This window comes from Pseudarthrobacter defluvii (genome assembly GCF_030323865.1).
Classification (GTDB): Bacteria; Actinomycetota; Actinomycetes; order Actinomycetales; family Micrococcaceae; genus Arthrobacter; species Arthrobacter sedimenti.
Genome location: NZ_CP066362.1, coordinates 1,876,062 through 1,901,418 on the forward strand (window position 1 = coordinate 1,876,062; position 25,357 = coordinate 1,901,418).

The 25,357-nt window shown below is 64.9% G+C and carries 21 protein-coding genes and 1 pseudogene; 5 read left to right on the plus strand and 17 right to left on the minus strand.

Features of this window, described 5'->3' with window-relative positions:
- Window positions 1-15: 15 nt before the first annotated feature.
- From JCQ34_RS08655 to JCQ34_RS08670, 4 genes are all read right to left on the minus strand, one after another.
- Window positions 16-753: a mycothiol-dependent nitroreductase Rv2466c family protein gene (locus JCQ34_RS08655; RefSeq protein WP_286403776.1), complete on the minus strand. Its 738-nt coding sequence runs from the start codon at window positions 751-753 to the stop codon at window positions 16-18.
- Between the two features lie 111 nt (window positions 754-864).
- On the minus strand, window positions 865-1,215 hold the full coding sequence (locus JCQ34_RS08660; protein WP_286403779.1) for a hypothetical protein: 351 nt from the start codon (window positions 1,213-1,215) through the stop codon (window positions 865-867).
- A gap of 557 nt (window positions 1,216-1,772) precedes the next feature.
- Window positions 1,773-2,396 carry a hypothetical protein gene (locus tag JCQ34_RS08665; protein WP_286403782.1) on the minus strand — a complete coding sequence of 208 codons (624 nt, stop codon included), beginning with the start codon at window positions 2,394-2,396 and terminating at the stop codon, window positions 1,773-1,775.
- 170 nt (window positions 2,397-2,566) lie between these two features.
- Window positions 2,567-4,081: a CAP domain-containing protein gene (locus JCQ34_RS08670; protein WP_286403784.1), complete on the minus strand. Its 1,515-nt coding sequence runs from the start codon at window positions 4,079-4,081 to the stop codon at window positions 2,567-2,569.
- Between the two features lie 643 nt (window positions 4,082-4,724).
- On the opposite strand from JCQ34_RS08670, the gene JCQ34_RS08675 reads away from it, so the two are divergent.
- The gene (locus JCQ34_RS08675) at window positions 4,725-6,074 is read left to right on the plus strand and encodes an MFS transporter (protein ID WP_286403787.1); all 1,350 of its coding nucleotides are present in this window, start codon (window positions 4,725-4,727) and stop codon (window positions 6,072-6,074) included.
- Window positions 6,075-6,194: 120 nt separating this feature from the next.
- Here the strand turns inward: JCQ34_RS08675 and JCQ34_RS08680 are convergent, their stop codons facing one another.
- The 8 genes and pseudogenes from JCQ34_RS08680 to JCQ34_RS08715 form a co-directional block, all read right to left on the minus strand.
- Window positions 6,195-8,006 (minus strand): glycoside hydrolase family 15 protein, encoded by a 1,812-nt coding sequence (locus JCQ34_RS08680; protein ID WP_286403789.1) that lies wholly within the window; start codon window positions 8,004-8,006, stop codon window positions 6,195-6,197.
- Complete coding sequence (locus JCQ34_RS08685; protein WP_286403792.1) at window positions 7,999-8,625, minus strand: hypothetical protein; 627 nt, start codon at window positions 8,623-8,625, stop codon at window positions 7,999-8,001. The genes JCQ34_RS08680 and JCQ34_RS08685 overlap by 8 nt, the downstream gene beginning before the upstream one ends.
- Before the next feature lie 91 nt (window positions 8,626-8,716).
- A pseudogene (locus tag JCQ34_RS08690) lies at window positions 8,717-9,217 on the minus strand (ZIP family metal transporter); the annotation flags it as partial.
- 86 nt (window positions 9,218-9,303) lie between these two features.
- Window positions 9,304-10,410, minus strand: coding sequence for an enolase C-terminal domain-like protein (locus tag JCQ34_RS08695; RefSeq protein ID WP_286403797.1), 1,107 nt, complete (start codon window positions 10,408-10,410; stop codon window positions 9,304-9,306).
- A gap of 3 nt (window positions 10,411-10,413) precedes the next feature.
- Window positions 10,414-12,204 carry a thiamine pyrophosphate-requiring protein gene (locus tag JCQ34_RS08700; protein ID WP_286403799.1) on the minus strand — a complete coding sequence of 597 codons (1,791 nt, stop codon included), beginning with the start codon at window positions 12,202-12,204 and terminating at the stop codon, window positions 10,414-10,416.
- A 2-nt stretch (window positions 12,205-12,206) separates the two neighbouring features.
- On the minus strand, window positions 12,207-13,859 hold the full coding sequence (locus tag JCQ34_RS08705; RefSeq protein ID WP_286403802.1) for a GMC family oxidoreductase: 1,653 nt from the start codon (window positions 13,857-13,859) through the stop codon (window positions 12,207-12,209).
- Window positions 13,856-14,497: a gluconate 2-dehydrogenase subunit 3 family protein gene (locus JCQ34_RS08710; RefSeq protein ID WP_286403804.1), complete on the minus strand. Its 642-nt coding sequence runs from the start codon at window positions 14,495-14,497 to the stop codon at window positions 13,856-13,858. The genes JCQ34_RS08705 and JCQ34_RS08710 overlap by 4 nt, the downstream gene beginning before the upstream one ends.
- Window positions 14,494-14,961, minus strand: coding sequence for a hypothetical protein (locus tag JCQ34_RS08715; RefSeq protein ID WP_286403805.1), 468 nt, complete (start codon window positions 14,959-14,961; stop codon window positions 14,494-14,496). The genes JCQ34_RS08710 and JCQ34_RS08715 overlap by 4 nt, the downstream gene beginning before the upstream one ends.
- A gap of 90 nt (window positions 14,962-15,051) precedes the next feature.
- On the opposite strand from JCQ34_RS08715, the gene JCQ34_RS08720 reads away from it, so the two are divergent.
- A complete protein-coding gene (locus JCQ34_RS08720; protein ID WP_286403807.1) occupies window positions 15,052-15,558 on the plus strand; it encodes a MarR family winged helix-turn-helix transcriptional regulator in 507 nt (168 codons plus the stop codon).
- Window positions 15,559-15,665: 107 nt separating this feature from the next.
- Here the strand turns inward: JCQ34_RS08720 and JCQ34_RS08725 are convergent, their stop codons facing one another.
- Window positions 15,666-16,628, minus strand: a complete 963-nt coding sequence (locus JCQ34_RS08725) for an aldose 1-epimerase family protein (protein WP_286403810.1) — start codon at window positions 16,626-16,628, stop codon at window positions 15,666-15,668.
- On the minus strand, window positions 16,625-17,698 hold the full coding sequence (locus JCQ34_RS08730; protein ID WP_286403811.1) for a glucose 1-dehydrogenase: 1,074 nt from the start codon (window positions 17,696-17,698) through the stop codon (window positions 16,625-16,627). Before JCQ34_RS08730 ends, JCQ34_RS08725 begins: the two co-directional genes overlap by 4 nt.
- Before the next feature lie 314 nt (window positions 17,699-18,012).
- Here JCQ34_RS08730 and JCQ34_RS08735 point away from each other — a divergent pair, with 314 nt between their 5' ends.
- Entirely contained in the window at window positions 18,013-18,864 is an 852-nt protein-coding gene (locus tag JCQ34_RS08735; protein ID WP_286403814.1) for a phosphotransferase, read from the plus strand.
- A 31-nt stretch (window positions 18,865-18,895) separates the two neighbouring features.
- Here the strand turns inward: JCQ34_RS08735 and JCQ34_RS08740 are convergent, their stop codons facing one another.
- Window positions 18,896-19,618, minus strand: coding sequence for an HAD family hydrolase (locus JCQ34_RS08740; protein ID WP_286403816.1), 723 nt, complete (start codon window positions 19,616-19,618; stop codon window positions 18,896-18,898).
- A 355-nt stretch (window positions 19,619-19,973) separates the two neighbouring features.
- On the opposite strand from JCQ34_RS08740, the gene JCQ34_RS08745 reads away from it, so the two are divergent.
- Window positions 19,974-20,603: a class I SAM-dependent DNA methyltransferase gene (locus JCQ34_RS08745; RefSeq protein ID WP_286403819.1), complete on the plus strand. Its 630-nt coding sequence runs from the start codon at window positions 19,974-19,976 to the stop codon at window positions 20,601-20,603.
- A gap of 91 nt (window positions 20,604-20,694) precedes the next feature.
- Here the strand turns inward: JCQ34_RS08745 and JCQ34_RS08750 are convergent, their stop codons facing one another.
- Together JCQ34_RS08750 and JCQ34_RS08755 are read right to left on the minus strand one after the other, a co-directional pair.
- Window positions 20,695-21,255 carry an NAD(P)H-dependent oxidoreductase gene (locus JCQ34_RS08750; RefSeq protein ID WP_286403822.1) on the minus strand — a complete coding sequence of 187 codons (561 nt, stop codon included), beginning with the start codon at window positions 21,253-21,255 and terminating at the stop codon, window positions 20,695-20,697.
- Window positions 21,245-21,847 (minus strand): TetR/AcrR family transcriptional regulator, encoded by a 603-nt coding sequence (locus JCQ34_RS08755; protein WP_286403825.1) that lies wholly within the window; start codon window positions 21,845-21,847, stop codon window positions 21,245-21,247. Before JCQ34_RS08755 ends, JCQ34_RS08750 begins: the two co-directional genes overlap by 11 nt.
- 172 nt (window positions 21,848-22,019) lie before the next feature.
- Between JCQ34_RS08755 and fdh the strand changes: the two genes are divergently transcribed.
- Complete coding sequence (gene fdh / locus JCQ34_RS08760; RefSeq protein WP_286403827.1) at window positions 22,020-25,355, plus strand: formate dehydrogenase; 3,336 nt, start codon at window positions 22,020-22,022, stop codon at window positions 25,353-25,355.
- Window positions 25,356-25,357: the final 2 nt, after the last annotated feature.

The window sequence follows — 25,357 nt, forward strand, 5'->3', positions numbered from 1 at the left end:
ATCCTTACAGATGCTCTATTTTTTCTGCCGTCGGCTGCCGCCGTGCCAGTCCTCTTGTTTACCGACCGTACCGGGCGTGAATCCGAGGGCAGGCAGCTGTGGCTCTTCGCGCAGGCTGCGCTTCAGTTCGGCGAATCCCGGGAAGCGGGCGAGGCCCACCACATGGTCCCACAGCTCGGCGGCCGAGTTTTCGTCCGGCAGTCGGCTGATCACCGGCCCGAAGAAGGCCACCCCGGCGGGAGGCTCAAAGTGAATGATGGGCGTTCCCACATCCTTACCGGTCAACGCCAGCGCTTCATCCGTCTCCTGACGGATCTCGCGGTCCCAAGTCTCGTCGTCGAGCGCTTCCGCCAGTGCCAGGGGCAATCCAGCATCGGCAAGGATTGGCTCCACGAACCCGCGCGTACCACGCCGCTCCCGGACTTCAACCTCGGTGCGCTGGTCCATTGGGGCTGGGGCAGTTTCGAAGATGTGTTTGCCGAACGCGGCATACAGCCCTGACATCGATTCGCGGCCATGCTCCGCACGGGCCCGGGCGGCCACCCGCAGGAGCCGGAGCCCGGCCGTGTGCCCGGCCTCGTACTCGGGCGGGAAATGCGCGTCGTAGTCAACGCTGGAGTTGACCAGACGCAGAGAGATGAACCGCCAGTCGACGGTGTAGTCGCGCTGCGCCTGCACCTGCCGCACCCATTTGCTCGTCATCCAGGCGAAAGGGCAGACCGGGTCGAAATAGAAATTCACATCGGCATCCATACCCCAGCCTTGCATTGGGGCGTAATTCACGCCTAATTAAGCGAAAATCCTGGTACCGATGCCAATGGTCTTTCCCCTTAGCGGGTGAAAATGCACCAACTCCCGGGCTGTTCACTGCTGGGCGTCGAGGCCCTGTCGGTCCAGCGAGAGGTAGACCGTACGGCCTTCGACGCGGGCGATCGCATCAGCGGCGGCGTAGTAGTTCTCGGCCCAGAAGTGCGGAGCCTCAATCTTGAGGTACCCCTGACGGAAGAGTTTGAGGGCCATCTCCGGCGGTACTTTCGGCTCGACCCCTACGATCGACCCAACCCCAAGGCTGATCAGCCCGTGAATCGAGGCAACCCGCTCTTGGAAGGCAGCGGCCTTCGGATCAGGGGCCCGAATGAACTCGACCCGGCCCAGTTCCTCGCCCCGGGCATCGATGACCGACATGCCGACCTGGACCTGCTCGAGAAGATTCACCATCGCCTCCTTCAAGGACGCAGCATGGACAGTGGTAGGGCGGAATAAAGATTAGGTCCCCTCCTGTGCCCGGGCTAGGGGCTTAGTGCCCCTTCACTTCGGCATGGTCCTGTTACTTGAGGGTGGTGAAAGGCCAAAGGGTCTCCCCACTTGAAGCTGGGAAGGAATAGAAGGAGCCGTTCCTGCCTTGTACATGGTGAGGCGCCGACCGTTGGCTGCCTCGCTCGAAAGGACCCCCTTGCCCGTAGCTTTCATTCCATTCACCATGCGCGCTTCCGTGCGCGACGACCACCGGCGCACCTTCCGCACCGACATTGAACGCCTGACCGACGGACACCTTAGGTCAACGCCACTGGACGTGCTCCGCTCAACGAACACCCAGGCCGTATTCCGCGGGGCCGTCCCGAAGGGCCCGCACACAGCAAATGACGCGAGCCTTGCCCAGTACCTCCAGGATCGTCTCGCCAGAGAGAACATACATCTGGATCTCAAAGTCACCATCGAGCGGTAAGTTGAGTTGCGCAGCCCCGGACCACCGTTGGTCCGGGGCTTTTGTTTTACAGGCCGCCAGTAAACGTGAACGAAGCAGGGAGAGGGCTCGGGGCTGTGCCGTGGAACAGCACAATTTCGTCATGTGCTTTCAGGACGACGTCGGTGATCTTCCCGTCCTGCTTGGCGCCGTTGACCGCCACGTTCCACCCGTCGATACTTGAGTGCGGCGCGCCAGGGGTCTTGTCCGTGCCGTCCAGGACACCCCATTCGGTGAGGAACTGCCCCAGGGTGTAGGTAGCGCCGGCGGTGGGTGCCTCAATGTGGATGACGCCGGTTTCGTCGTGGCTGTGTAGCGCGGATATGCCGTTGGGTTGGCCCGCAGTGTTAAAGCTGAAGCCGATGTCGGCCGGGACGGTCACGCGTTTGCTGTCCGTGAAGATGTCCAGGTGTGCGTGGAAGTGTTCGGCGGCGCCTTCGGCGGTGAGTACTTCCAGACCGGCGGCTTTGATCCGGTCCGCTGCGCCCTTGGGGTTCAGTTGCCAGTCCGCGGGGGCGGAGGTCGCGGCGGCCGTGGTCGCGGGCGCTGGTGTAGAGGCGCTGGGGGCCGTCGTAGTGCTTGAGGGGGCGCAGGCTGAGGCGCTCAGAACAATGCCGGCCAGCGCGGCCATAAGGGTGATGCGGTTTTCCAACGGACACTGCTTTCGGTCAGGGTAACGGGCACCTCGCGCGTGCCTATGGACAGCCTAATGGCCGGTTCCACCTGTCACAGACAGGTGTCTGCACAGGCCCACGGTACCCACCCGGGAACGACAGCACCCCTCCCCGCGGTAGCAGGAAGGGGTGTTGGGCCGGCAGGTTGCTAGTAGGTGATGCCGGTGCCGGCAGGACCCCAGCGGATGACGCCGTTCTGGAAGTTCTGCGCCACGTTGCCATTGGGCCCGGTCGGGTATTCGCCGCTGGTCGGAAAGCCGAGCCGCCCGGTTGGCCCGCCGGCGCCCCGGTACAGGTTGCTGATGCCACCGAAGACGAAGTTGCCGCCCGAGCCGGGCAGCCACGCGATGAAGCCGCCCTGGTAGGTCTGGTAAACGCCGCCGTTGGCGGGGATCTCGCCCGATGACGGGTAGCCGAGGACGCCGTTCTCGAAGCCGGTGGCGGCCCAGATGGTGCGGACTCCACCGACGGAGACCTGGGTGCCGGTGGCGGGGGAGTACAGCAGGGCCCCACGCTGGAAGTTCTGGTAGAAACCGCCGTCCCGGATGGCGGTCTTGGCGCTGGTGGCCACCCCGAGGTAGGCGCTGTTTTCCCGGTACCGGGCCAGCATCTCACCGGAGATGACGCGTGCACCGGTGGCGGCGCTGTAGGTGATGACGCCGTTCTGGTAGTTCTGGGCGCTGCCACCGTCCACCGCGTAGATCTCCGAAATGGGGTAGCCGAGCGGGCCGGCTTCAAAACCGGTCGCGGCCCAGGCGGTTCGGATGGCGCCGGTGGAGATGTGCGCCCCGGTGGCGGGAGACCACAGGACGGCCCCGCCCTTGTAGTTCTGGTAGACGCCGCCGTCCCTGATGCCGCCGACTTCGTCTGTAACCGGGTATCCCAGGATGCCGTTTTCGAACCCGTAGCTGGCCCACAGGGTCCGGATCGCCCCTGTCGAGACATGGGCTCCGGTGGCCGGGGAGTAGATCAGGGCACCGTACTGGTAGTTGCGGTACGAGCCGCCGTCCTTGAGCCCGTAGACCTCGGGGGACACCGGCAGGCCCAGGGCACCGTTGATGGCTGCGGCTTTGACGGCCAGTGGGGTCTGCGTTGTCGGGGAAGTCGACGGTGCCGTGGGCGGTGTCGTGGTGGTGGGGTAGGCCGCCATGTTGGAGACCATCAGGTGCCACCCGGCGTAGGGCCCGCTGGTGGGGACGACGTAGCCGATGCCGGCGTCCGTGCCGCGCGGATCGAGCATCGCGGCCTTGTGGCCAGGGGAATTCATCCACCAGTCGACGAGCTGGGCGGGGCTGAAGTTGAACCCGATGTTTTCGCGGTACCAGGTGGCGCCGGCCGGGATCTCATTGCCGCCGGCATCGGTGCGGTGGATGGTGGCGAAGTCGAAGTTGGGGTCCATCGTGGCGACGCCCAACTGCTTGGCCCAGTCCTGGGAGACATCCGCGATCTTCTGGTTCCAGACGAAGGGCCGCGAGCCGACCTTTACGCGTTCGGCGTTGATGAGGTCGAAGGTCTGCTTGGTGAACGAGTCTGAAATGGTTGTGGCCGGGACGACGGCGGGGGCCGGCGCGGCGACGGAAGTGGTGGCGGCATTGAGGCCGCAGGGCAGAGTGAGCAGCAGTCCGAGGGTCACCGCGGACATGCGTGAAGAAGAGAATTTCATGGACACCTTGATTGGGGCCGGGGGGTAATACCGGGAGACGGAACAAGTCTGCCCCGGCCCTATCGCGGGAAACGCCGATTTGTGGTGATGCTGCGGAAAGTCTTGGCAGATTCTGCGGAAGCCAGCTGCCGCGGGTACGTTCAGGCGCCTAGATCAGCGACTCAGTTCGACGCGCAGGATGGTGCCCTGGGGGAGTTATTCCACCCCGGCGGCAGGGATGGGCCCGGTCATCACCGGAGGCCGCCTGCCAGCAGCAACGCGACAGCCACAACGCATATGACCGCGATCACCGAAAGCGCCACCCACAGAAGCTTCTTCATGCTTCTAGTTTCGTCGCCGGGACGCATGCCCGCACCTGGTCCCCGCTCTGCGGACCGTCGGCGGACGACGGCGGGTGCCCGCCCGCCGTCGTCCGCTTCCTGCTCACTGCCCACCTTGGGGATTGCCGCCTCCCAAGCTCCCCGGAAGCGGCCTCCCAAAACTTCTTGCGCTTGTGCAATAGTTGCGAAAAAATAAAAACATAGGTTCTCCAGGGGAAACGCCGGTGCACGGCGGGCCCTGCATCTCAGTGCCAATTCCAAGGGAGAGCAACAGGCGTACTGGGGCGCGGTCTGATGAGCCATATCGCGAAGGAGCATTTCCTATGGCACAGAACGTAATGGCAGCAGCGGCAGTGGGTAATACCCGATGGAAGCGGTTGATCCCCGTCGCCATCATCGTCTACATCATCTCGTTCATGGACCGGACAAATATCGGGTTCGCCCTGAACGGGCTCCATCAGGACCTGGGCATTGACGCCGCCCAGCAGGGCCTGGCGGCAGGCATCTTCTTCATCGGGTATCTGGTCCTGCAGATACCAGGCGGCCATCTTGCCGAGCACTGGAGTGCCAAGAAGTTCGTGGGCATCATGGTGCTTATTTGGGGCGTGCTGGCTGTCCTTTCCGGGTTCATCCAGGATTTCACCCAACTGCTCGTGGTGCGCTTCTTCCTTGGCGTGGCCGAGGCCGGCATCTGGCCCGCGATCCTTGTACTGATCAGCCATTGGTTCCCCGCCGCTGAGCGGGCACGGGCGTACGCGTTCTGGATGATGAACATCGCGATAGCCTCCATCATCACGGCGCCCCTCTCCGGGTGGATCCTTTCTTTCTCGGACTGGCGTTGGCTGTTCATCATCGAAGGCATATTCCCGTTCATCATTGCGGCCCCCCTATGGTGGGCGCTGATCGCCGACCACCCGCGCGAAGCGAAGTGGTGCTCGGTACAGGAGCGTGAATACATCGAGAAGGGACTTGCTGCTGACGCAGCGGCACACCCCCAGCAGGAAAAGCTGGGCCTGCGCCACGTCATGTCCAATTCAGTGGTATGGCGGCTGACCCTGGTGTACTTCCTCATCCAGATCGGCTTCTACGGCATCAACATCTGGCTGCCGCACGTGATCAAGACGATCACCTCCGGGTCCTCCATCGAGGTTGGCCTGATCACGGCAATTCCCTACGTGCTGGCAATGTTCGGCCTCTGGTACAACGCCAAAGCGGCCGACCGTACGGGCCGTTACTCCACCCATGTGCTGCTGTCCATGGCAGTGGGAGCCGTCGCCCTGGTCATCTCGGTAGCTACCGGGGACAGCGCGCCGATCCTTGCCGTCACCCTCATCAGCATCGCTGTCGCAGGTGCCCTGGCCTACGACGGTCCCTTCTGGGCTTCGGCGTCGCGTGCGATGCCGGTGGCCGTTGCGGGTGCTGCCATGGGGTTGATCAACGCGGTCGGCAATCTCGGCGGGTTCGTCGGACCCTATGTAGGAGGCTTCCTGCAGGATGTGACGCATGGCAGCTTCCTGGCCACGTCCATTTTCCTGGCGGCATGCTTGCTGGCCGCGGGTTTGGTGATGCTGACACTGCGGCGCGGCGGTGACCGGCCGCTGGCCGGCAGCCGGTCGAGGGAGGGGCAACCCGAAAAGGCCAAGGCAGAATCACGCAGGAGGAATACCCTCTAAGGGTGCTTCGCACAAGGTGCATCGTTGGGCCGGCCTGCATTGCAACCCGGCCCCAATGATGCCCACTGCTTACGAGGCGATCACTCTGCCCGCTCGCTGAAAGCATCCAGTTCCCCCCGCCTAATCTTGGTGACGGTCTTCCGGGCTGTGCAGGGGAGTATTGCTTTGCCGTGAGCGCCCGTGCTGCAGTTGCAGGGCGCAGTGGATGAGCGGGAAGTGGCTGAAGGCCTGGGGTGTGTTGCCTAGTTGCCGCTGGTTCCGGGGGTCCCATTCTTCGCTGAGGAGGCCCACGTCGTTGCGGAGGCTGAGGAGGCGCTCAAAGAGTTCCTCGGCCTCGCGGCGCCGGTTGATCCCCAGCAGGGCGTCGACCAGCCAGAAGGAGCAGGCGAGGAACACCCCTTCCGTCCCGGGCAGGCCATCGTTGCTCGCCTGTGGGCGGTAGCGGAGGACAAAGCCGTCTTCGGTGAGGTGGTGCTGGATGGCTTCCACGGTGCCCACCACTCGGGGATGGTCGTGGGGCAGGAAGCCCACGCGGGGGATCAAAAGGAGGCTCGCGTCCAGCTCCTTGCTTCCATAGGACTGGACGAAGGTATTGCGCTCGCTGTCGAAGCCGTGCGTCATGACGTCCTGATGGATGGTGTCGCGCAGCGCCGACCAGCGCCCTTCCGGGCCCGGCAGCCCGGAGTGGCGGATGCCCTTGACCATGCGGTCCGCCGCCACCCAGCACATGACTTTCGAATGGGTGTTGTGGCGGCGGGGACCCCGCATTTCCCAGAGCCCGTTGTCGGGCTGGTCCCAGGCTCCCTCAAGGTATTCCATGAGGGCCACCTGGATGTCCCAGGAATCATCGGCAGTGTCCGGAAAGGCAGCGCGGGTCAGGGAGAGCCCGTCCAGGACCTCACCCCATACATCCAGTTGCAGTTGAGGAGCGGCGGCGTTTCCAATCCTGACCGGTTTGGAACCTTCGAACCCTGCAAGCCACGGCAGTTCCGTTTCCGGGAGGCGGCGGGTGCCGTCGATGCCGTACATGATCTGTAGATCGGCGGGGTCGCCGGCGACGGCGCGCAGCAGCCATTCCCGCCACGCCGCCGCTTCGTCGGTGTAGCCGCCGGCAAGCAGTGACTGCAGGGTTAAGGTGGCATCGCGAAGCCAGCAGAACCGGTAATCCCAGTTCCTGGATCCGCCCGGGTCTTCCGGCAGGGAAGTGGTGGGGGCTGCGACGATGCCACCCGTGGGGGAGTAGATAAGCCCCTTGAGGGTGATCAACGAACGTTCCACCGCGTCCTTGTACTTTCCCTCCATGCTGCTGCGGCCGATCCAGTTCCGCCAGAAGTTCTCCGTTGTTTCCAGCGCCTTCTCCGCGTCGGTTTCCGGCGGCGCCGGCTTGCTGCTGGGAACCCACCGCAGTACGAAGGGCACCCTTTCACCGGCCCGCACCGTGAAGTCACTGATCGTGCGCATGTCCCGGCCCTTGAGCGGGGCTGGGGTAGTGAGGTAGGCGGCGTCCGGGCCTGCGATGGCGATCAGGCGTTGATGGCTGCGCCTCACCCACGGCACGATATGGCCGTAATCGAAGCGCAGGCAAAGTTCCCCGTACATCTGCACGCTGCCCCGAAGGCCCTCGACAATACGCACCACGTCGGCGCCGTCGTCACGGATAGGCATGAAGTCCGTGACCCTGACGCTTCCATCGGACGTTTCCCACTCGGTTTCGAGGATGAGCGTGCCGGGGCGGTACCGCCTGCGTGTGCACTTTCCTGCCCCCGCAGGTGCCAGCAGCCAGCGCCCCGCGGCGGGGGTGTCCAGCAAGGCGGCGAAACAGGCCGGGGAGTCAAAGTTCGGCAGGCACATCCAGTCGATTGACCCGCTGTTGTTGATCAGGGCAGCCGTGTGCAGGTCCCCCAGGAGCGCGTAATCGCTGATATCAGACATGGCTGCCCTTCCTGGCCGCATCTTTGAGTGATCGAACCGGAGGGGCTGCACGGCGGCCGGACCCCCGCGCAGCCCGAATAGCGAAGAGCACCGCCATTGCCGCCCCTAGGGCGGCCAGGACCAGACGAGCCCCGATTGTTGTTCGGGATACGGTGACCGGGCGGCCGGCCGTGCCGGGCCGGGTGACCTCGTTGGCCGGCACATCCCACGCCGCCGGGGGAGGGAAGGTCCCGGCCGGGAGTTTTTCTTGGCGCAGTTGTCGGCGGTAGGCAAGCCGCTGCCGGACATTCTGGTTGGGTGCGGCCACGGCAGCGTCTGCCGCGATCGCTGCCGGGAAGTCAATGATGTAAGGCTCACCGTAGAAGGCCGAGGAGGCTACCGACTCAAGCCAGGTGTTCGGCGGTGCCTCCACGCCGTGGGCAGCGAACGCAGACCGGAGACTTTCCAGAATTTCCTCAAGGCTTTTGCCCTGCGCGTCCTTCGTGACTTCGAAGATGGCCAGTTGAAGCTGCAGTTTGGCATCCGCGCCAGGGTCTGACGCGCTGGGGTCCTGGCCCGTAGGGTCGGGATTCAGCGGTTCAGGGTTGGCGGGTCCGGCTTTGCCTGGATTGAAGCTCATAAGGATCCTTTCAGACGTGTTTTAGCCGCCTACTTGGTCAACGGTGAAGGCTGCCAGGAATCCGGCGGCGGCGATGAGGAGACGTATTGGCGCTGCGGCCTGCCTTCTTCATGCCGGCTGTGCTGGAGAGGCCTTCGGGGACGTTGGAGATGAAGACGGCGGCCAGCATGGCAGGACTGACTGCACCGGCGGTCACCAGGCCGACGCCGAGGACCACTGATTCCGGAACTCCGTCCAGCAGTGCGCCCACGGCGATCGCGGTGCCGCTGCCTGGCTTTTGTTGTTCCGACTGCTGCTTCCCGCCCGACCGTTTGCGGTGTTTGGCGCCTTTGCGGGCGAGGAGTGCGTTGGCGGCGACGTAAACGACGGCGCCGGTGGCGAAGCCTCCGATGGTGGGCCAGAGGCCGCCGCCGTTGACTGCTTCTTCCACCAGTTCAAAGGCGAGCGCTGAGATCAGCACGCCGGCGCCGAAGGACATCACCGAAGACACCACCTTGGAGGGAATCTTCCACTTCCATGCCAAGGCGCACCCGACCACCAGAGCGCCGCCGGCGATGGTGCCCCACATCCAGGCCAGCAACCATGCCGGCATCACGCGGCTCCAGCCAGAAGGTAGCGCTGCGCTTCGCGGTTCGGGTCAGTCACGGGATGGGTCCTTTCCTGTTGGTCAAAAACATGTCAGCGAACCCGGTAGCCTTCGGCGTCAGCTGTGCGCAGCGTCAGCCCGTTGCCGGGTCTGTCTCCCGGCTGCAGGACCCCGCCGTCGGGGTCGAGCGTTCCCTCAAAGAAGAGGTTCTCGATGCGGACGTGGTCGTGGAACCATTCCAAGTGGCGGAAGTTGGGGGTGGCGGCGGCGACGGCGGCACTCAGGTGGGGTGCGCAGTGGCCGGAGACTTGAAGACCGTGGGCAGCGGCGACGGCCGCGATACGCAGCCATTCGGTAATCCCGCCGCACCGGCTGACGTCCGCCTGCAGACAGTCGATGGCATCGGCGGCGCACAGGCGCTGGAAGTAGGGGAGTCCGGTCCCGTATTCGCCGGCCGCCACGTCAGCGTCGACGGCGTCCCGCACCACCCGGAGCCCGGTCAGATGGTCACTGGAGACGGGCTCCTCGAACCAGGTCACGTTCTCGGCGGCTACAGCACGCATGACGCGGATCGCCTGCTTGGCGGTGTAGGCGCCGTTGGCGTCGACGAACAGTTCCACGCCAGGGCCGACGGCGGCACGCGCCTCGCGGATGCGGTGCAGGTCCCGTGGAACATTGGTCCCGTTGTCCTGGCCGATCTTGATCTTCACGCGGCCAATGTGCTGGCCGTGGGCCCAACCTTCCAGCTGGCTCCGTAGCTGCTGTTCGGAATAGGTGGTGAACCCGCCGCTGCCGTAGACCGCCACTTCGTTCCCGACCGCGCCGAGGAGTTTGTGCAGCGGCAGGTCCAGGAGGCGGGCCTTCAGGTCCCAGAGGGCGCAGTCGACGGCGGAGACGGCGTAGGACGCCAGTCCGGTGCTGCCGGGGTTGCGCACCGCCCGGGCCATCGCCACCGCAGCGGCCGGTACGTCCAGGGCGTCAACGCCGTGGACGGCCGGGCCGAGGAGTCCTTCCACCAGGCCCGCGGCTGCGGGCGGCGCGTACGTCCACCCCAGGCCCGTCTTCCCGCCAGCGGCGGCCTGGACCAGCACCATGGTGGTGGAGTCCCAACTGAAGGTGCCGTCCGCTTCGGGCGCGTCAGTGGGTACTGTGTAGGCCGCTGCCTGGACGGCGGTGACGGGAGCCTCCGCGGGTGCCACCGGTCAGCCCTCTTTATGCGGCAGGAATTCCTGGATCTTGGTCTTGACCCCCTCCTTCACCACGCCCCAGGCACTGTCGTCACCCTTGACCATGGCCTCGGCCGTCTTCCGTGCCTGCTCCAGGGTGGCATGCGGCGGGATGGGCGGGATGTCGGGGTCGGTCCGTACGTCCAAAAGTGTGGGCCTGTCAGCGGCCAGGGCCTTCTCCCAGGCCGGCCCGACGTCGTCGGGATTCTCCACGTGGATGCCCTGCAGCCCCAGGCTTTCTGCGAATCCGGCGTAGTCCACATCGGGGAGCGCCTGGGATTCCCGGAACGCGGGCACTCCGCCCATGGCCCTCATTTCCCAGGTGACCTGGTTGAGGTCGTTGTTGTGCAGGACTGCCACCACCAGGCGGGGGTCATCCCATTCGTGCCAGTAGTGCTTGACGGTGATCAGCTCGGCGAGTCCGTTCATTTGCATGGCACCGTCGCCGGCGAAAGCGATGGCCGGGCGGCCGGGGTGGGCGAATTTGGCCCCGATGGCGTATGGAACACCGGGGCCCATGGTGGCGAGGTTGCCCGACAATGAACCGCGGACCTCCCCCCGGAACCTCAGCTGCCGCGCGTACCAGTTGGCTGACGAGCCCGAGTCGGCGCTGAGCATGGCATTGGCCGGAAGCCGGGTGGAGAGCTCCGCGAACAGCAGCATGGGGTTGACCGGATCGGCGCTGACCATGGCCTCATCGTGCATGGTCTCCCACCAGCGGCTGATGGATGACTCCAGGCCATCCTGCCAGGACCGGTCCTGCTTCCGTTCGAGGTGCGGGATCAGTGCGCGCAGGGCGGTGCCGGCGTCGGCCACGATGTTGAACTCGTTGGTGTAGCGCAACCCGATCATTTTCGGGTCCACGTCGATCTGCACGCCGCGGGCCTGGCCGGGCTCCGGCAAAAACTGGGTGTAGGGGAAGCTCGAGCCGACCGTGAGCAGGGTGTCGCAGTCGCGCATCATCTCGTAGCTGGGGCGCGTGCCCAGCAGGCCGATCGATCCCGTGACGTAGGGCAGGTCGTCGGGCAGTGAATCCTTGCCCAGCAGGGCCTTGGCCACGCCCGCGCCCAGCAGCTCCGCCACTTCCCGGACCTCGGCGGCCGCTCCGCGGGCACCCTGGCCAATGAGGATGGCCACCTTCGAGCCCTCATTCAGCAGCTGCGCGGCACCCCTGATCGACTCACTGTCCGGCTGGATGTCGGGCCACCGGATTCCCACGCTGGAGGGCACCATCTTGAATGCGTGCGTGGGCGAGGAGTACTCGAGTTCCTGGACGTCGGCGGGGATGATCACGGCGGTGGGAGCCCGCTGTGCTTCAGCAATCCGGATGGCCCGGTCGGTGACGTTGGGCAGCTGCTCCGGAACCGTGACCATCTGGACGTAGTCCGAGGCGACGTCTTTGAACAGGGTCAGCAGGTCGACTTCCTGCTGGTAGGAGCCGCCCATGGCGCTGCGTGCGGTCTGGCCCACGATGGCCACCACGGGAACATGGTCCAGCTTGGCGTCGTACAGCCCGTTGAGGAGGTGGATGGCGCCGGGGCCGGACGTGGCCATGCAGATGGCGGCACGGCCACTGAACTTGGCGTAGCCCACGGCTTCGAACGCGGCCATCTCCTCGTGCCGGGCCTGGATGAATTTCGGCTGGTTGCCCGCCTTGCCGAAGGCGGCCAGGATGCCGTTTATGCCGTCTCCGGGGAAACCGAAGACCTTGTCCACGCCCCACTCGCCCAGGCGGGAGAGCAGGTAGTCAGCCACTGTTGTTGCCATGATCAGTCTTCCTTCGTGCTCGTGACGCCCCTGCGGGCGCCTTGGACCAGGACGCCGGCCGCACGGGCGGCCAGCGCCATGATGGTCAGGGCCGGGTTTGCGCTGCCCTGGGTGGGCAGGACGCTGCCGTCGGTGACCAGCAGGTTGGGTACTGCGAAACTGCGCAGGTTCCGGTCCACCACTCCTTCCTGCTCTGCGGCGGCCATCCGGGCTCCGCCCACCAGGTGCGCGTAGCGGTTGATGGTGATGACTTCCTCCGCTCCCGCCGCTGTGAGGATCTGCTCCATGACCTGCTGCGCGGCGGACATCAGCTGCCGATCGTTGTCACACTGGCTGTAGCTGAAGCGGGCCACCGGGATGCCGTTGCGGTCCGTTTCGTCCGCGAGCGTCACCCGGTTCCCTTCGAGGGGCAGGAACTCGCACAGTGCACCAAGGCAGGCCCAATGCGGGTAGTCGCTCATGTAGCGGCGGAGGGCAGCGCCCCAGTGCCCCTGGGCGGCAACGTGCTCCGCCCAGGTGATGGGAAGCGGCGAGACGCACTGGATGGAGAAGCCGCGTTTGTAGGGCTTCGCGGGGTCTGTTTCATAGAAGTCTTCGGTGCTGACTTCCGGGGGCGGGGCCTTCCACATCCGCACCTCAGCCTGGAACCGCCCGCCGGTTTGGGGTGCCCCCTGCACCATCAGGTAGCGGCCCACCTGGTCGAAGTCGTTGCACATCCCGTCCGGGAAGCGAGGTGACGTGGAGTTCAGCAGCAGCCGGGGCGTTTCGATCGAATAGCCTGCCACCGCCACCAGGCGGGCGCGCTGGAATCTCTGGATGCCGCCCTGGACGTATTCGACGCCGGTTGCCAGGCCGGTCCGTTCGTCCAGGCAGATCCTGGTGGCCATGGAGTCCGGCCGGATTTCGGCACCATGCGCCAGGGCGTCCGGGACATGGGTAATCAACGGTGAAGCCTTTGCGTTGACCTTGCAGCCTTGAAGGCAGAAACCGCGGTAGATGCAGTGCGGGCGGTTGCCGAACCGGCCATTGGCAATAGCCACCGGCCCCACCTTTGCCGTAACGCCGCAGGCGTTGGCGCCCCTCAGGAACAGCTCCCCGTTGCCGGACACCGGGTGCGGCCGGTGGGGGTAGCTGTGCGGATCGCCCCAGGGCCAGTGTTCGCCGGAGACGGGAAGCTCAGCCTCGATGTCCTCGTAGTAGGGCCGGAGTTCGCCGTACTCCAGGGGCCAGTCGGCGCCCACTCCGTCAGCTCTCAGGGTGTGGAAATCACTGGGATGGAAACGCGGCGTGTAGCCGGCAAAGTGGACCATCGATCCGCCCACGCCCCGGCCGGAATTATTAGAGCCCAAGGGGACAGGGTCGCTGCCGCCGATCACTCTTGGTTCGGTCCAGTAAAGGTGATGGGAGCCGGCTTCGTCGCTGACCCAGTCCTGCTCGGGTTCCCAGAACGGCCCCGCGTCCAGGCCCACCGCCCGCCAGCCGGCCCGCGCGAGGCGCTGGAGCATTGTGGCGCCGCCGGCACCGCAGCCCACAATGACGATGTCCACCTCGTCGTCGTCGCCGTACCGGCGCATGTTCTCCCTCAGCCCCCGGCTGGTGCCAGGGCCCTTTGGCAGCAGCCAGGCGGATTCGTTGCGTTCCCGCAGGGTGCTCATCTGTCGGCCCCATGCGTGGGATCCTCGTCAGGCCGGACATCGCGCACTTCGAATGGCTCAAGCCGGTCCACGCCAAGGTTCTTATAGCCTCGGGGGTAGGCCGGTCCTGCGAAACCGATCTCGTCCCAAGCCAGGGGATGGGAGTAGAACGCGGTGCACGCGTACCGCGTCCACAGGCTCCACACCCGGTCCGCCGGCAGCCCATGCCATACATCCCGGTTCAGGTCGCAAATGTCCTGCAACAGCTTTGATTGGCCGTCCAAACTGAGCAGGGCGAAGGTACACTCCTCCCGGGACCGGGCCTCATGGTCAAGCGCAGCCAGGGAGGCGCGCCAGGCCTCGCCGTCCCGCGGCATGTTGTCGTAGTGCCAGCCGTCAGTTTCCTCCTCGGCCAAGCGGGCATCCACCATGTTCACCACCGGCACCCGCGGCTCCGCGTGCTGGTCCAGCAACTGATCAAACAGCGCGCGGGCCGCCGCTTCCTCGGCCGGGGTGAAGAAGCGGACGTCCGGAGGCAGGGCCATCCGGGACTGTACGACGGCGGCGGTCACCGGGTCCCAGTGCCGCGCCTGGGCGAGGGTGCTGAAGCCCGGGTAGCGCCCGCCGCCGTCGTCCCTCTGCAGGGGAAGCCCGGTCACGGTTCCCTCCTTAGGACTGAGGCCAGCACTCCCATGCCGCCCACGAGGGTGACCAGCAGAGGTGCGAACAGCGGCGGGCCCATCTCCAGGTTGTAGCGCAGGTTGGATAAGCCGCCGGGCTTCTGCCGGATGCCCTGCAGATGCAGCCAGGTACCCTGCAGCCCGTTGGCGACAATGGCGGCGCTGGCCAGCGGCAGCGCCGTCTTGGCCATGCGGCGGCTGAAGACTCCGGCGACTCCTGCTGCCGCGCCTACCGGTCCCAGGGCAACCGGCGCCCACATCCACTTGTTGCCGAAACTCGCCTTGTCATGTTCAAGGAAGATTTCGGCGGCGGTGACCAAGGCGCCGGCCGCCGTCAGGGCCGAAAGGGACCGCTCAAACCGGCCAGTCTGCACGTTTCTGATGAGCCGGTCAATCCCATGGACCATGCCGGCCACAGGATCTTCTGCCTGTTGTGTTTTCACGATTCTCCTAACCTCGACTGGAGGTGCGTACCGGTCCTGTGGAACCTTCAAACTTTGCGGGATAGCAACTATCGGAGGAAACTGGTGCCCATGGATGCAGCTGGCGGACCCGAATCAGTCCAGGAACCTTCGAGCCGGGAAGTTGAAGCGGTGATGCGTGCCGCCGATACCCTCTTGCGGGTGGTGGCCCGATCTGTTGCTGAGGTGGAGGACGTGGTGAATACTCCGCAGCTGCGGGTCCTGGTCCTGATCCACACCCGGGGGCCGCAAAACCTGGGCGGAGTCGCCGCCGAACTGGGGGTGCATGCCTCCAACGCCACGCGCATCTGCGACCGGCTGGTCGCTGCCGGCCTGCTGGAGCGGCGGGAGGACCCCGCGGACCGGCGGTACGTCCGGCTCGAACTGACGGCGAAGGGACATGCCCTGGTTGACTCGGTGCTGGACCACCGGCGGCAGGCGATTGGAGAGGTTATTTCGAGGATGCCGTCGGGTCGCCGTCCGGCGCTGGCTGCTGCGCTGGAGGCTTTTGCGGCCGCCGCCGGGGGCCAGGGCACCTCCGACGGCCGCTTTACATTGGGAGCCCGGCACGTGAAGTGACCGGATCCTGTTGCAGCAAAAGCCATGCTTTCATTGAACTCCGATACTTGCGAGTGCGCAATGGTTGACGCTGTGCCCGTTTTTCTTTTCCCGGTCTTCAACGTTCCTTAGAGCGGCTTGATACCCCACTGGCCGGTGTGGGATTGCCCGGGCCCAAGAGTCATCAGCCCCTCGCCGGAGTTGAAGGCGTCAGGTGCACACGTCATGGGTTCAACCCCCAGTCCGCTGCGCCGCCGGTCCGCCTGGGGGAGTGTGTCGCCGGTGAAGATTTCCAGGTACGGATACGTCTCGTCCACCCACAGCTCAACCCCTCCAGAGCGGTCCGGACGCACGAGTCTCACCCGGGCCCGGCCGTCGGCATCGCGGACTAGATCGGTGTAGGCAACATCGATGTGCCGCCCTCCCAGTTGCTGGAGTTCCTTAAGGTCGTACTCGGTGCCGTCCACGCGTTCATGCCCGGTGGGGATGCCGTGTTCATCCACGGGCAGGAAAATCCGCCCGGGTACCTGGAGCAGGGCGGCGTCAATGGCACCCGGGCGGCGCAGTCCGGTGCTGAGGTATGGATGTGCCCCGGCGCCGAAGGGGCATGGCTCCGGGCTTCGGTTTACCGCCGTGGTGCGGACGGTCAATCCGTCCTGGCCAAGCTGGTAGTCCAGGCGGCAGTCGAGCACCCAGGGCCAGCCTTGGCAGGCGTGCAGGGTGTAGGCAAAGGATATCGAGTCCGATGTATGTTGCTCGACGGTCCAGTTCCGCCACCGCGTCAGCCCGTGGATTGCCCCGCCCTTGTCCGGCTCGCTTAGGTCCAGCTGGAGGTGCCTGCCTTCCCAGTCGTAGCCGCCACCCTTGATCCGGTTGGGCCAGGGAAGCAGTGACTGTCCCCGTGCGCCCGTGCACATGTCCTCCGGCCCGTACCCGTCCAGCAGGTCCCTGCCGTCCTCGCGGTACACGCGCAACGCAGCGCCTACTTCTGTCACGGTGGCGCTCTGGCGGTCGAAGTTAATGTCGTATTGCCGCCCCGATGGAAACAAGTGGCCCCTGTCCGCTTCCTGGGCGCCGCTTCCTTGGGTCATGACTGTTCGTTCCCCTCGCGGGCTCCTGCCGGAAGGTCCAGGACCACCTTGACGTCGTCGTCTTGGTGTTTGAACGCCTCCGAGAAGTCTTCCAATGGAACCCGGCGGCTGATGAGGCGGCGCAGCCAGTCAGGGTCTGCCTTCGCAAGGGCCTCGGCGCCGGCGTCGTAATGGCGGCGGTTCGCGTTGACGCTGCCAAAGACCACGCCGTTCATCAGCACTTCCTCACGGTTGAGCGCGCCCACGTCCACCCTCGTTTGCTTGCCTGTTCCGGAAACGCCTGTCAGGCAGGTGATGGCGTCCTGCGCCCGGCATATAAGTGCGTCCAGGACCACGGGGGTGACACCGGTGCATTCAACCAGGATGTTGGGTTTGATGCCGGCATCCGGCAGGGGTTCGCTGTGGTAGGTGGCACCCAGGTCACGGACAAGCTGCGGCTTGGGACCGTCCGTGACGATGTCAAAGACGTGGACGTCCAGGCCTTGCTGGACTCCCAGCAGCGCTGCAAGCAGCCCAACAGGGCCGGCGCCGGTCACGACGGCGGTGTGGGGGTCGAAAAATGCGCGCTGCCCGATCCTGTTGATCTGCTCCCACGCCTTGGCCACAATGGTGGTTGGTTCCAGCAGGACGCCCACATCCCGCAGGCTGTCATCGAGTTTCACCATGGCCCCGGCGTCTGCCCGCCAGCGTTCCCGGGCGAAACCGTCCAGGCCCTTGATTCCGTGCTCGGTGTACTTGCCATTGAGGCACATGTCCCATTCCCCGGCGGCGCAGGCTTTGCATGGCTCGGGGTCTGGCCTGCGGACAATCCCCACCACCAGGTCGCCTTTGGCCAAGCCGGAATCCGGGGGAGCATCGATCACCCTGCCGAGGTTTTCGTGGCCCAGCACCAGGTAGTCCTGGCCTGGAGGCGCTTCCCCGTAGTCTGCGGCGATGATCTCGCTGTCGGTCCCGCACAGGCCCACGGCCAGTGCCTCCACCAGTACCTGGCCCTCGCCGTTCCCGGGGTCTGGAACCTCCCGGAGGTGCAATGAGTCCTTTTCTCCAGGTGTAACGGCCAATGCACGCATCATGCCTCCCTTTAGCCACGGATACCTTTGGCCAGTGTCCCGCGTTATTTGCGTGAGCGCAACGGTATGGATGGGCGGGGACACCCGGTAGCCCCGCCCCGCCCCATCCGGTACGCCTTTGATTCACGGCTTACAGCTCAGCGCCACACCTAGGATGGCAGTCGCAGTGGTCGCTCTTGCCGACCATAAACATCTCTGGCATCGGCTGGGACTGCACCGCGCGTAAGAGGGCGCTGCCCTCCTCAAGCCCAGACTCCGGGCGAATTGGCGGCGATTCCGGGATGTTGCAGCTCCAGGCGCGGTAGTCTCCTGGGATGGAATCCTGGCACCGGAACCGGCTCAGTGCCGAACAAGCTGGATTTGTGGAGCACCGGTTCCCGGGCGTCCGCCTGCTGCGTGACCTCTCGTGGAATCTCGTGGACACCGCCGTCCTGGAAGTGGAGCACGGTGGATGCAGGTACGTAGTCAAGGCTGCCGGACCCGCCAACCATCACATCGGTCGCGAAATAGACGCACATGAGTCCTTCGCCGGCATTTGGGCCTCCACGGACAGGGCGCCCAGCCTCGTGACGGCAAACCGATCGCTGAACCTCCTGGTGACCGAGTACCTGGACGGTTCCCTGGTGCAAGGAGGCGCCGCCGAATATGCTCCCGACACCTACCTGCAGGCCGGCCAGCTCCTCCGTGTGTTCCACGCCCAAGCGGTACGGGTCGATCCGCGGTATGAAGAGGCAGCCACCGCCAAGTCGATGGCGTGGCTGGATAAGCCCCACCGCATCGAAGAAGCTGCCGCAAACAAAGCGCGATGCATTCTCGCTGCCTACCGGCCGGAACCAGTCGAGGCGGTCCCTACCCACGGCGACTGGCAACCGCGCAACTGGCTGATGAGCGGAACCGAGCTCAGGATCATCGACTTCGGACGGTTCGAGTTCAGGCCGTCCATCAGCGATTTCTGCCGCTTGGCAGCCCAGCAGTGGCGGTCAGGCCCCGAACTGGAGGACGCCTTCTTCGAGGGCTACGGTTCAGACCCGCGAGAGGGCAGACTTTGGAACATCACCATGCTCCGCGAAGCTGTCTCTACGGCGGCCTGGGCGTTTCAGATTGGTGATCCTGAGTTCGAGGAACAAGGCCACCGGATGTTGCGGAATGCGCTCGCTCATTACTGACCGGACCTGCCTTTAGGCTGGTTTTGCGGCTTCAGCTCAACATGGTCACCAAGTCTGCAAGGCTTCGCAGCGAGGCGCTTGGTCCAGTGCCATTCCTGTCGAGGTGCCTTGCTTGCAGGCCAGCGCCCTGGGCCCCGGCAACATCGACGACATAGTTGTCCCCGACGTACAACGTTTCCGCGGGGGACACCCCCATCCTCCGGCAGGGCACGAGGAAGGCTTCAGGATCAGGCTTGGGGTGGCCGGTCATCTCGGAGCTGAAGACCTCGTCCAGGAATGGCTCGAGGCCGATCCTCCTGATCTTCGATGCTTGTTGATCCTGGTTGCCGTTGGTGACGACGGCGGCCCGCAGATTAAGGGCAGTAAGGGCCTGCAACGTTGGCGCCGAATCCCGAAACGCTACCCATGCCTGCTCATAGTTCCGCAGGTAGGCAGCGAACATTTCGTCTAGCTGCGTGTCTGTTCCGGGAGGAACCGTTCCGACTAAAGGGAGGAACTGACGGAGCCGCTCGCGGCGCTGTTCCTGGAATGGGATCTCCTTTGCCAGGAATCGGACGTAGTTGAGCTGCTCGATTTCAAACCAGGAACGCTCCAGCTCCCGACTGGGCTCTTGGTTGAGGTGCCGTAGGAAGCCGTTCAGGCCCGCACGGGCAGACGTGTAATGGTCGAACAAGGTGTTGTCCAGATCGAAGAGGACGGCCTGAATGTGCACCCGTCCACTGTAGCCGTCGAACAGCGTGATGACCGGCGGCACGGGCGCGTCCCTAAGATGTGAGCATGGGACAGCAGGCCGAGGTGGTACTCGTTCACGGGATGTGGCACCAGCCCGCCCACTTTGACCGGCTCGCAAAGGCCCTGCGGGAGCAGGGGTCGACTGTCCATGTTCCTCGTCTGCATCGCGGCTCGCTGGCGGCGGATACAGCGGCTGTGCAGAAGGACGGGAAGTCCCTTACGCCGACTGCACTGACGCCGACAGCGTCTGGGCAACAGCGCTGCTCGTACCGCAGCAGCCGGGCCACTCACCTTTCATCAGCCGTCCCGCAGACATCGCCCGGGTGATCACGAGTGTCTGGGCTCCTTTCAGGAGCAACATTTTCTAGACTCGCTGCGTGACCGATGACGAAGTGCTCCATGCCTACGGTGCCCGGGCTGCAGAGTACGAGAGCCTTCTTGGCTCCGTAAAGGACATGGCCGAGCTGGACCGCCGTCGTATCGAACGGTGGGCCGGGGGACTTGGAGGGCCTGGACTTACCGGACCAGTGCTCGACGCCGGGTGCGGCCCCGGGCACTGGACCCACTTTCTGCAGGGGCAGGGACTGGATATCTCCGGTGTTGATCTCGTCCCCGAGTTCATCCGGAGTGCCCGCGCCCGCTTCCCGGAGGTGCGCTTCCGGGTGGCGTCGCTTCGTGCCCTCGACCTGCCCGACGGCCACCATGCCGGCGTCCTGGCCTGGTACTCGCTTATCCATTTCGCACCCACGCAACTGCCCCCGGTCCTGACGGAGTTCCGGCGCATCCTGCAACCACAGGGGCGCCTGCTTGTTGGCTTCTTCGAGGGCGAGTCCGGCGAGCCCTTCGACCATGCGGTCACCACGGCGTACTACTGGTCTGTTGACGAAATGAGTGCGATGCTGCGGGACGCCGGCTTCGAGGTCCTGGACGTGGAAACACGGCACGACCCCCGCCGGCGGCCGCACGCCGCCATCGCCGCGATCGCCCGCAGCGAGAAGACGAAGTGACACCGACGCGGCGTTGCCAGCCGGATGTGCCGTTGGATACCCATGCCACGGGCTTGGAAATCGTTGGCTGGCAAGTCCCTGGCTTCCGGCGTCATGACACGGGGTCGGGAACAGACCCTGACACCAACATGTTCCTGTAGTCCTGCGCCTGGCCGTGCAGTTGCTCGTCGGTCAGGTCACGTACCCCGTGCAGGATGAACGGGCTGAGCCACTGCATGCCCAGCCGGCGGGCTGTCGCCTGCAGGGGAATGAGGATGTCACTGTAGTCCCATCCATGGAAGCCGCTAGGAGAGTATGCCTCCGTGGTACCCCCTGTGCTGGTGGCAACCCGGAGCGTTTTGCCCGCAAGCGCCCCCGGCCCGCCGGTGCCGTAGGCCCAGCCGCGGATAAGCACCTCATCGAGCCAGGTTTTGAGGAATGCAGGAGGGGCGTACCAGTGCGTTGGATATTGCAGAACAATGTTCTCCACCGCTTCCACCGCTGCCCTTTCGGCCGCGACGTCGATCCGGCCGTCCGGATACAGGCGCCGCAAGTCACGCACGGCAAGATCGGGAGCCCCTTCCAAAGCGGCAGCGAGGGCACGATTCACGCGCGATTGGCTGATATCGGGATGGTCGAGAAGGATCAGGGTTTTGGGTTTTTCAGACGTCATTATCGTGTTCCTTTTGGCGGGTGGGTCGCGGGGTTTGGGACAGGACTGCTGCCCGGGCAGACGACTTCGCGGCGTTGACTACTGAGCGCGACTGGGTCAGCCTGCCGGTGGCAAGCGCCCCATCGATCAGCAGCCCAAGATGGCCGGCAAGGTGTTCCGGGTCCGTGGCGTTCGCCTCCCGGCTCAATTCGAGGAGCCACTGGTAGCGGCGCTTGACGTGGTGCAGCGTGGCCTGTCTGGCAGCCGAGTCCAGGGCTGCCTCCACACCGGCACTGACGAAGGGGCACCCGAAGAATCCGTGCCGGTCGAACGCGTCCGACAGTGCGTCAAAAAGTGCCACGAGCCGGTCCCGGGGCTGGGCTGCCTGTTGGGCTGCGGACTGTAACTGTTCAAGCCAGGCGACGTCCGTGCGGGCCAGATAAGCAGCCACGAGGTCATCCTTTGTCCGGAAGTGGGTGTACAGGGTCGACTTGGAGACTCCGGATGCGGCGACCACATCGTCCACCCCGACCCCGCGGATGCCGGACTCATAGAACAGTCCTGCTGCTGCCTCCAGGATCCTGTCCACCGATCGGGTGCGGCGCTTTGTCATCAGGCTCCTCCTTAATCGAACTGATCTGTTCGTATAAGTAGACGTGCAGGCGTTGTATTCCCGGCCATCTTCCCCCTGGTTCCTCGGCTGGAACTTCACTGGGAATGCTTCGAACGGGACACGCCCAACCATGTCCTGTTACACCTGCCGTGGTCCGGGGTAAGCTCCAGAAATGGCACCGCGAAGTTTTCTTCAATGGCCGGTCGTCCGTCAGCTGAGCACGGGCGACCTGCTTGGCCGTGGCCCAGCGGTCACATCGGCCAAGACCAAGGCAATAGCTCCACGCACCGCCACTGCTGACCGTGTGGTGCAGAGCGTTTGTCCCTACTGCGCCGTCGGCTGCGGACAGCGTGTTTATGTGAAGGACGAAAAGGTAGTCCAGATCGAGGGCGATCCGGATTCCCCCATTTCCCGCGGCCGGCTGTGCCCCAAAGGCTCTGCCAGCGAGCAGCTGGTCAATTCGCCGGGCCGGCAGACCAAGGTGCTCTACCGTGCACCGCGTTCCACTGAGTGGGAACACCTGGACCTGGAGACGGCCATTGACATGGTGGCGGACCGGTTTATCGAGACCCGCCGCAGGACCTGGCAGCAGGAAGACGACCAAGGCCGGCTGCTGCGGCGCACCATGGGCATCGCCTCGCTGGGCGGCGCGACCCTGGACAACGAAGAGAATTACCTCATCAAGAAGCTCTTCACGGCTGCAGGGGCGGTGCAGACCGAGAACCAAGCCCGCATATGACACTCCGCCACGGTTCCCAGTTTGGGAGCCTCGTTTGGACGCGGTGGTGCAACGCAATCACTGCAGGACATGGCCAACGCCGACTGCATCGTCATCCAGGGTTCCAACATGGCCGAGTGCCACCCTGTGGGCTATCAGTGGGTAGCGGAGGCGAAGGCACGCGGAGCGAAGGTCATCCACGTCGATCCCCGCTTTACGCGCACGTCTGCCGTCTCGGATAAGCACATACCTATCCGGGCCGGCTCGGATGTCGTGCTTCTTGGCGCGCTCATCAACTACGTGATCAGCAATGATCTCTGGTTCAAGGAGTACGTCAGCGCATACACCAACGCTGCCACGTTGGTCCACGACGATTACCGCGATGCCGAGGATCTGGGCGGGCTGTTCTCCGGCTTCGATCCGGAGAAGGGTGCCTACGACACGTCGTCATGGGCGTACGCCGAACGTGAGGACGGCGCCATCGACGAGCCCGGGCCCGGGTCGGAACACGGGGCCAATGGGACGGCGCGCGCTACCGGCCATTCGTACGGCAGTGGTGGTCCGCCCTTGGAGCACGCCGAAGTCCAGCGGGACGATACCCTTCAGGACCCCCGGACCGTCTTCCAGATCGTGAAGCGGCACTACGCCCGTTACACGGCGGAGATGGTGCAGGACATGTGTGGCATCAGTGTGGCGGATTTCGAGTACCTGGCGCGTACCATCACGGAGAACTCCGGACGCGACCGGACCACCTGTTTCGCCTATGCCGTTGGCTGGACCCAGCACTCGCTGGGAACGCAGTTCATCCGGGGTGCCGCCATCCTGCAGCTCCTGCTCGGAAACGTGGGACGCCCGGGCAGTGGCATCATGGCCCTGCGCGGACATGCCAGCATTCAGGGTTCCACCGACATCCCGACGCTGTTCAACCTGCTGCCCGGGTATCTGCCGATGCCCAGCGCGGGCCGCCACGACAGCCTCGAAGAGTATCTGTCCGTTATTGGGTCGAAGCAGCAAAAAGGTTACTGGGCTAACGCGGACGCTTACACCATCAGCCTTTTGAAGGCATGGTGGGGTGACGCCGCGACCGCGGACAACGACTGGGCCTACGACTACCTTCCCAGGCTGACCGGAGCGCACGGTACGTACGAAACCGTGATGGGGATGCTCGAGGACGAGGTGGAGGGCTACTTCATCCTCGGACAAAATCCTGCAGTGGGTTCGGCTCATGGCCGGATGCAGCGGATGGGCATGTCGCACCTGAAGTGGCTCGTGGTTCGGGACTTGAACATGATCGAGTCCGCTACCTGGTGGAAAGACGGTCCGGAGATCGAATCGGGGGAGCTGCGCACCGAAGACATCGAGACCGAGGTGTTCTTCATGCCGGCGGCAACCCACGTCGAGAAAGCCGGATCCTTCACCCAGACCCAAAGGCTGCTGCAATGGCGGCACCAGGCGGTTGCACCGCCAGGGGAGTGCCAAAGCGAACTGCAGTTCTTCTTTGAACTGGGCAAGCGGATCCGGGAGAGGCTGGCCGGTTCCCAGGATGAGCGCGACCGTCCCCTGCTCGACCTGACTTGGGACTATCCCACGGACGAACACGGCGATCCCGATGCCGAGTCGGTCCTTGCCGAGATCAACGGCCGTCACCTGGCGGGTCCGGACGCAGGGAAACCCCTGTCCTCCTACACGGAGATGCAGGCTGACGGATCCACGTCTGGCGGCTGCTGGATCTACACCGGTGTTTACGCTGACGGCTTCAACCATGCCGCCAACCGCAAGCCGGGCCAGGAACAGGGACCGGCTGCTTCGGAGTGGGGCTGGGCATGGCCGGCCAACCGCCGGATTCTCTATAACCGTGCCTCGGCGGACCCGGACGGCAAGCCGTGGAGCGAGCGGAAGAAATACATCTGGTGGGACCAGGAGCAGGGCAAATGGGTCGGAGACGACGTGCCCGACTTCCCGGTTGACCGCGCCCCGGGCAGCAAACCCGATCCCTCGGTTGGTGGTCCTGCCGCCCTCAGCGGTGATGATCCCTTCATCATGCAGGCTGACGGCAAGGGCTGGCTGTTTGCGCCGAAGGGCCTCATGGACGGACCCCTGCCCACGCACTACGAGGCGCAGGAGTCACCGGTGGCCAACGCGCTGTACCCGCAGCAGCAGAACCCCGCGCGGCTGGTGTTCCCCCGCAAGGACAACCTGAGTGCCCCAAGCGCAGGGACCAGTGGCTCCGACGTCTACCCGTATGTCTTCACCACGTACCGGCTGACCGAGCACCACACGGCGGGCGGCATGAGCCGTTGGCTTCCGTACCTCTCCGAGCTGCAACCGGAGATGTTCTGCGAGGTCTCGCCGCAGCTGGCGGCCGAACGCGGTCTTGAACCTTATGGGTGGGCCACGATTATTTCGGCGCGTTCCGCCATTGAGGCCAAAGTGCTGGTCACTGACCGCATGGCGCCCCTCCAGGTTGGTGGCCACACGGTGCACCAGATCGGGTTGCCCTACCACTGGGGCGTCGGCAGCAATGCCGTCGTCAGCGGCGACGCTGCCAACGACCTGCTGGGTGTGACGCTGGATCCCAACGTCCAGATCCAGGAATCGAAGGTGGCATCCTGTGACATCCGGCCGGGCCGCCGGCCCCGCGGGAAGGAGCTGCTTGCCTTGGTTGCTGAGTACCAGGAACGGGCCGGCGTGACCATTGAGACCGGCAACCGCGCCGTCACCGATCCCGCGGTGGAAGGGCTCCAACCCCGCCCCGATGAAAAGGGCAGCACCGAGGGTGGGGAGCATTGATG

Excerpts from the sequence above, each read along its gene's own strand:
- JCQ34_RS08655 (WP_286403776.1), bottom strand. The coding sequence starts at position 753 with ATGGATGCCGATGTGAATTTCTATTTCGACCCGGTCTGCCCTTTCGCC.
- JCQ34_RS08670 (WP_286403784.1), bottom strand. The coding sequence starts at position 4,081 with ATGAAATTCTCTTCTTCACGCATGTCCGCGGTGACCCTCGGACTGCTG.
- JCQ34_RS08675 (WP_286403787.1), top strand. The coding sequence starts at position 4,725 with ATGGCACAGAACGTAATGGCAGCAGCGGCAGTGGGTAATACCCGATGG.
- JCQ34_RS08680 (WP_286403789.1), bottom strand. The coding sequence starts at position 8,006 with ATGTCTGATATCAGCGATTACGCGCTCCTGGGGGACCTGCACACGGCT.
- JCQ34_RS08685 (WP_286403792.1), bottom strand. The coding sequence starts at position 8,625 with ATGAGCTTCAATCCAGGCAAAGCCGGACCCGCCAACCCTGAACCGCTG.
- JCQ34_RS08700 (WP_286403799.1), bottom strand. The coding sequence starts at position 12,204 with ATGGCAACAACAGTGGCTGACTACCTGCTCTCCCGCCTGGGCGAGTGG.
- JCQ34_RS08705 (WP_286403802.1), bottom strand. The coding sequence starts at position 13,859 with ATGAGCACCCTGCGGGAACGCAACGAATCCGCCTGGCTGCTGCCAAAG.
- JCQ34_RS08720 (WP_286403807.1), top strand. The coding sequence starts at position 15,052 with ATGGATGCAGCTGGCGGACCCGAATCAGTCCAGGAACCTTCGAGCCGG.
- JCQ34_RS08725 (WP_286403810.1), bottom strand. The coding sequence starts at position 16,628 with ATGACCCAAGGAAGCGGCGCCCAGGAAGCGGACAGGGGCCACTTGTTT.
- JCQ34_RS08730 (WP_286403811.1), bottom strand. The coding sequence starts at position 17,698 with ATGCGTGCATTGGCCGTTACACCTGGAGAAAAGGACTCATTGCACCTC.
- JCQ34_RS08735 (WP_286403814.1), top strand. The coding sequence starts at position 18,013 with ATGGAATCCTGGCACCGGAACCGGCTCAGTGCCGAACAAGCTGGATTT.
- JCQ34_RS08750 (WP_286403822.1), bottom strand. The coding sequence starts at position 21,255 with ATGACGTCTGAAAAACCCAAAACCCTGATCCTTCTCGACCATCCCGAT.
- JCQ34_RS08755 (WP_286403825.1), bottom strand. The coding sequence starts at position 21,847 with ATGACAAAGCGCCGCACCCGATCGGTGGACAGGATCCTGGAGGCAGCA.